The sequence below is a fragment of the Pseudoalteromonas sp. genome, from assembly GCF_041629635.1.
In the GTDB taxonomy this organism is placed as follows: domain Bacteria; phylum Pseudomonadota; class Gammaproteobacteria; order Enterobacterales; family Alteromonadaceae; genus Pseudoalteromonas.
This window is the reverse complement of sequence record NZ_JBFKMX010000203.1, coordinates 1-4,573: the sequence shown is the minus strand read 5'-3', so window position 1 is coordinate 4,573 and position 4,573 is coordinate 1. Positions and strand designations below refer to the sequence as shown.

Below are 4,573 nucleotides of genomic sequence, written 5' to 3'. Positions count from 1 at the left end.
TTTAACAAGTAATGCAACAGGGTCTTTTTCTTGTTCAGCCATACGCTCAGGGAAACCGTCTGCCATTACACCTGTACAGTGATTTGCTGTATCAAGACCAACAACATCAAGCAGGTAAGCAGGGCCCATTGGCCAGCCAAATACGTTTTCCATTACTTTATCTGCTTTCGCAAAATCAGCACCTTCAACCACTAATTGGTTAAAACCTGCAAAGTAAGGGAAAAGTACACGGTTAACAAAGAATCCAGGGCAGTCGTTTACAACAATTGGTGACTTACCTAATTTTAATGCGTAATCAACAACGGCATTAATGGTTTCGTCAGATGTTTTTTCACCGCGAATAATTTCAACCAGTGGCATACGGTGCACAGGGTTGAAGAAGTGCATACCACAGAAGTTTTCTGGTTTTTCAAGAGCACTTGCTAATTCATCAATACGAATTGTTGAAGTATTTGATGTTAATACTGTGCCTTCAGGCATGTCTTTTTCTAGTTGAGAAAGAACAGCTTGTTTAATCTTTGGATTTTCAACAACAGCTTCAACAATAATGTCTGCTTTTTTAACATCGTCATCGCTTAGCGTTGGTTTGATTGCGCCTAAAGTTGCAACCATTTGCTCAAGCTTCATATGACCGCGTTGAACTTTATTGCCAAGCAGTTTTGAAGCTTCTTGCATACCAAGATCAAGTGCAGCTTGGTTTATGTCTTTCATGATGATTGGCGTGCCTTTATAAGCAGATTGGTATGCAATACCACCGCCCATAATACCTGCACCCAATACCGCAGCTTGCTTAATTTCAGTCGAGCTGTTTTTAGCAAGTTTGCGTGCTTTAGACTTAATAAATTGGTCAGCTAAGAAAATACCTACTTGCGCCGCTGCTTCATCAGTTTTAGCCAGCTTTGCAAAATTTACATTTTCAATTGCCATTGCTTCTGCACGGCCGTGGTTTGCAGCAGCTTTAATTGTTGCAACAGCCATTAGTGGAGAAGGGTAATGACCTTTTGTTTTACCAAATACCATACCTTGCGCTGTCGCAAAGCTCATGCCTTGTTCCATTTGGTTCATAGCAAGAGGGTCTAACTTCGCTTGGCGTTTTGTTTGCCAATCTAGTTTACCGTTTGCAGCTAGTTCAACCATTTTGATAGCTGCATCAACAAGCTTGTCTTTTGCTACAACGGCATCAACTGCACCGACAGCAAGCGCTTGCTTAGCACGGTGTTCTTTACCTGTTGTAATCCACGTCATGGCATTATCAGCACCGATAATACGTGGTAGACGAACAGTACCACCAAAGCCTGGCATAATGCCTAGTTTAACTTCAGGTAAGCCCATTTTTAATTCTTCACTTGCCACACGGAAGTCAGTAGCAAGTACCCATTCACAACCACCACCAAGGGCCATGCCATTGATTGCAGAAATCGTTGGGAAAGGTAAATCTTCGAGTAGGTCGAAAACGTCAGTAGCATTTTTAATCCACTGAGTTAGTTCTTCTTCAGATTTTTTAAAGGTAGGTAAAAATTCAAAAATGTCAGCACCAACAATAAAATGATCTTTATCACTGGTGAAAATCATACCTTTAATGTCTTTGTTAGCAGCTAGCTCTTTTAATGCAGCGCCACAGTCGCTAAGAGTTTGCTGAGAAAGCTTATTTACTGAGCCTGGAACACAGAACTTAAACTCAGCAATGTTGTCTTTAACAAAAGCAACCTGAAAAGATTCGCTTTGAAATAGCATATTATTGCTCCCTAATTTCTCGCACCACAACTGGTACGATGAGTTTGGTTTTTACGCAGTGTCGCTTCTTTGCGATTAAATTGCAATTAAAATTTTAGTTGGGTTTTTACATAAGATTAAAAACTAGACAAAAAAATCAACCTGATTTTATGCGAGTGGTCGTATCAATAAGGGGATTAGCCTTAAAAGGCTGAAGTTTTGGTTTGCATTGTTTAAGATGGAGGTACTGCAAAGCTATTTTGCAGCGCATTTATAAATTAATTTGAATAGATAACCACAGCGCATTTTATTTCTGTGGTAAAGAGAGCAAAACAGTGAAAAAATCATTGATTTTAACAACGCTTGTTAGCTTGGTACTTTCTTCCTCGGCGTTGAACGCAAGTGCTGATAAAGCAGCGCACAAAGACTTTTTAGCGTTAGAAAAGCTCGCTAAAAAAAATGACAAGCGCGCTTTTTATCAAGCGTTAAAGCAGTCGTCACATCCTCTTGCGCCCTACGCAGAAGCTACATTTTTGGAAAATTTTCCAAAGCTCGCAAATCAAAAAGAAATCATTAAATTTTTAGATACCTATCAAGGTACGCCATTAGAATGGCAAGTACGTTCTGCATGGTTAGATAACCTTATAAAGCGCAATAAAAAGGCACTGTATATTGATGCGTATCGTCCTACTAGTAACGCTGAATATCGCTGCACCTATTTAACGTATCAATTAAAACTGGGTGCGCCAAAAGAAGCGATTTTTAATCAAGTGGATGAACTTTGGAATGTCGCAAAGTCGCAACCAAAAGCGTGTGATAATTTATTTGCTAATTGGCGTAAAGCAGGGCACTTAAACCAAGAACTTTTATGGCAACGGATCACCAAAGTATCGGAAAAAGGCGATACTAGTTTACTTGGCTTTTTAAGTCGGCTACTACCTGAAAATGAACGCTATTTAGCTGATTTGTATAAAACAGTTAGGCGTGATCCTGCTGCGTCCGCAGGGCTTTACCGATTTAAAAAGCGGACTGAAAAAGAAGGTCAAATTGCTCTTTATGGCGTTAAACGCTTAGTGTGGCGCGACCGTGATTTAGCGATTCGTGCATGGCAAAAACTCGAAACCATGTTTGAGTACTCTGTGTCACAAAAACAGTCACTTTATTATATTTTTGCTTTGTCACTGGCATCGGGTAAACACAAAGAAGCAAAGTTTTATCTTAATAAAGTTGCACCAGAAAGGCACGACAGCAAATTAATGCAATGGCAATTAAGCAATATGCTGCGTGAGCAAGACTGGCAAGGCATTATTGCTTATTCAACCGGTAAAAAATTGAATAATGGTTATCGTTATTGGCTTGCATATGCTCATGATAAAGTGGGTGAAACACAAGAAGCTCATTCGCTATGGCAAGCACTTGCAAAAAAACGCGATTACTATGGTTTTTTAGCTGCATCACGTTTGGGGTTAGATGTGTCACTTGAATATCAGCCAGCAGTTGTAGATCGAAAAAGTCAAAAGTTGGTGAGTGAAAGCCCTGCATTTAAACGGGCAAAAGCGCTTTATGAGCTTGAACGTTTTTATTCGGCTCGCCGTGAATGGAATTCTCTAATAGCAGGTTCAACGAATGATGAAAAATTGGCTGCTGCAAGCCTTGCAAACAATATGGGGTGGCATGATAGTGTGATTCGCGTAATGAGTGAGTTAAAAGCGTTTAATCTACTCGACTATCGTTTTCCGACACCGTATAGCGATCAATTTGAGCGTTTTAGCTCGCGTAGCAAAGTGGATAAAATATGGGCTTATGCTATTTCTCGTCGTGAAAGCTCATTTGCCTCAGATGCGTATTCAAGTGCGGGAGCTATTGGGTTGATGCAGCTGCTACCAAGTACAGCGCGTTATGTTAACAAAGGCAAAGTAAGTCACAATCAGCTGAAAAAGCCACATATTAATATTCGTTTGGGCACGCAATACCTCAATTACTTAAAGAAAAAGAGTAAAGGCAATGAGGTGATCGCAACGGCTTCATATAATGCAGGATATCACAAAGTAAAAAACTGGTTACCTAAAGATGCGATCGATTTTGACCTCTGGGTTGAAGCAATACCGTATCGTGAAACACGCGAGTACGTTAAAAATGTGTACGCTTATCGCCAAGTGTATACAACGCGTTTAGGCAATAAAGAAAACTTATTTGATAAGCTCATTTCAATGAAAATTCAGAAGTAGGTTGGCAGTAAACTTGCAAACTACTTTGATTTACAGATGCCTATTATGATCGGCAAGCTGAGATGATACACTTGATAAAGAACACACTGAACTGGATTAATAATGGATAAACTTTCAACAACTTATGCAGCGCATATTGCAACCTTACAGTCACGTACTAAAGATGTACTAGCGCGTGAAGGACTTGATGGTCTGATCATTCACTCAGGTCAAGCGAAACGCCAATTTTTAGATGATATGGATTACCCGTTTAAAGTGAATCCACAGTTTAAAGCTTGGTTACCTGTCATCGATAATCCACACTGTTGGTTAGTAGTTAATGGTGTTGATAAGCCAAAACTTATTTTTTATCGCCCTGTGGATTTTTGGCATAAAGTGCCAGATGAGCCTAGTGATTTTTGGGCTGAGTATTTTGATATTTCATTATTAAAATCACCAGAGCAAGTTGAGCAACTTTTGCCTTATGATAAAGAAAAATTTGCTTATATTGGTGAATATATTGAAGTTGCGAAAGCGCTTGGTTTTTCTGCGATTAACCCAGAAGGTGTTTTAAATTACCTACACTATCACCGTGCATATAAAACCGATTACGAATTAGTATGTTTACGTGAAGCAAACCGTTTGGCGGTGCT

The 4,573-nt window shown here is 39.6% G+C and carries 2 protein-coding genes and 1 pseudogene; 2 read left to right on the top strand and 1 reads right to left on the bottom strand.

Annotated features, from left to right (window positions below; genetic code table 11):
* Window positions 1–1,734, bottom strand: a 1,734-nt coding sequence (fadB, locus tag ABYD77_RS17910) for a fatty acid oxidation complex subunit alpha FadB (RefSeq protein WP_372771465.1), incomplete at its 3' end; no start/stop codon positions are given.
* Between the two features lie 314 nt (window positions 1,735–2,048).
* On the opposite strand from fadB, the gene ABYD77_RS17905 reads away from it, so the two are divergent.
* A complete protein-coding gene (locus ABYD77_RS17905) occupies window positions 2,049–3,941 on the top strand; it encodes a transglycosylase SLT domain-containing protein (RefSeq protein WP_372771464.1) in 1,893 nt (630 codons plus the stop codon).
* 102 nt (window positions 3,942–4,043) lie between these two features.
* Window positions 4,044–4,573 (top strand): annotated as a pseudogene (locus tag ABYD77_RS17900) (Xaa-Pro dipeptidase); the annotation flags it as partial.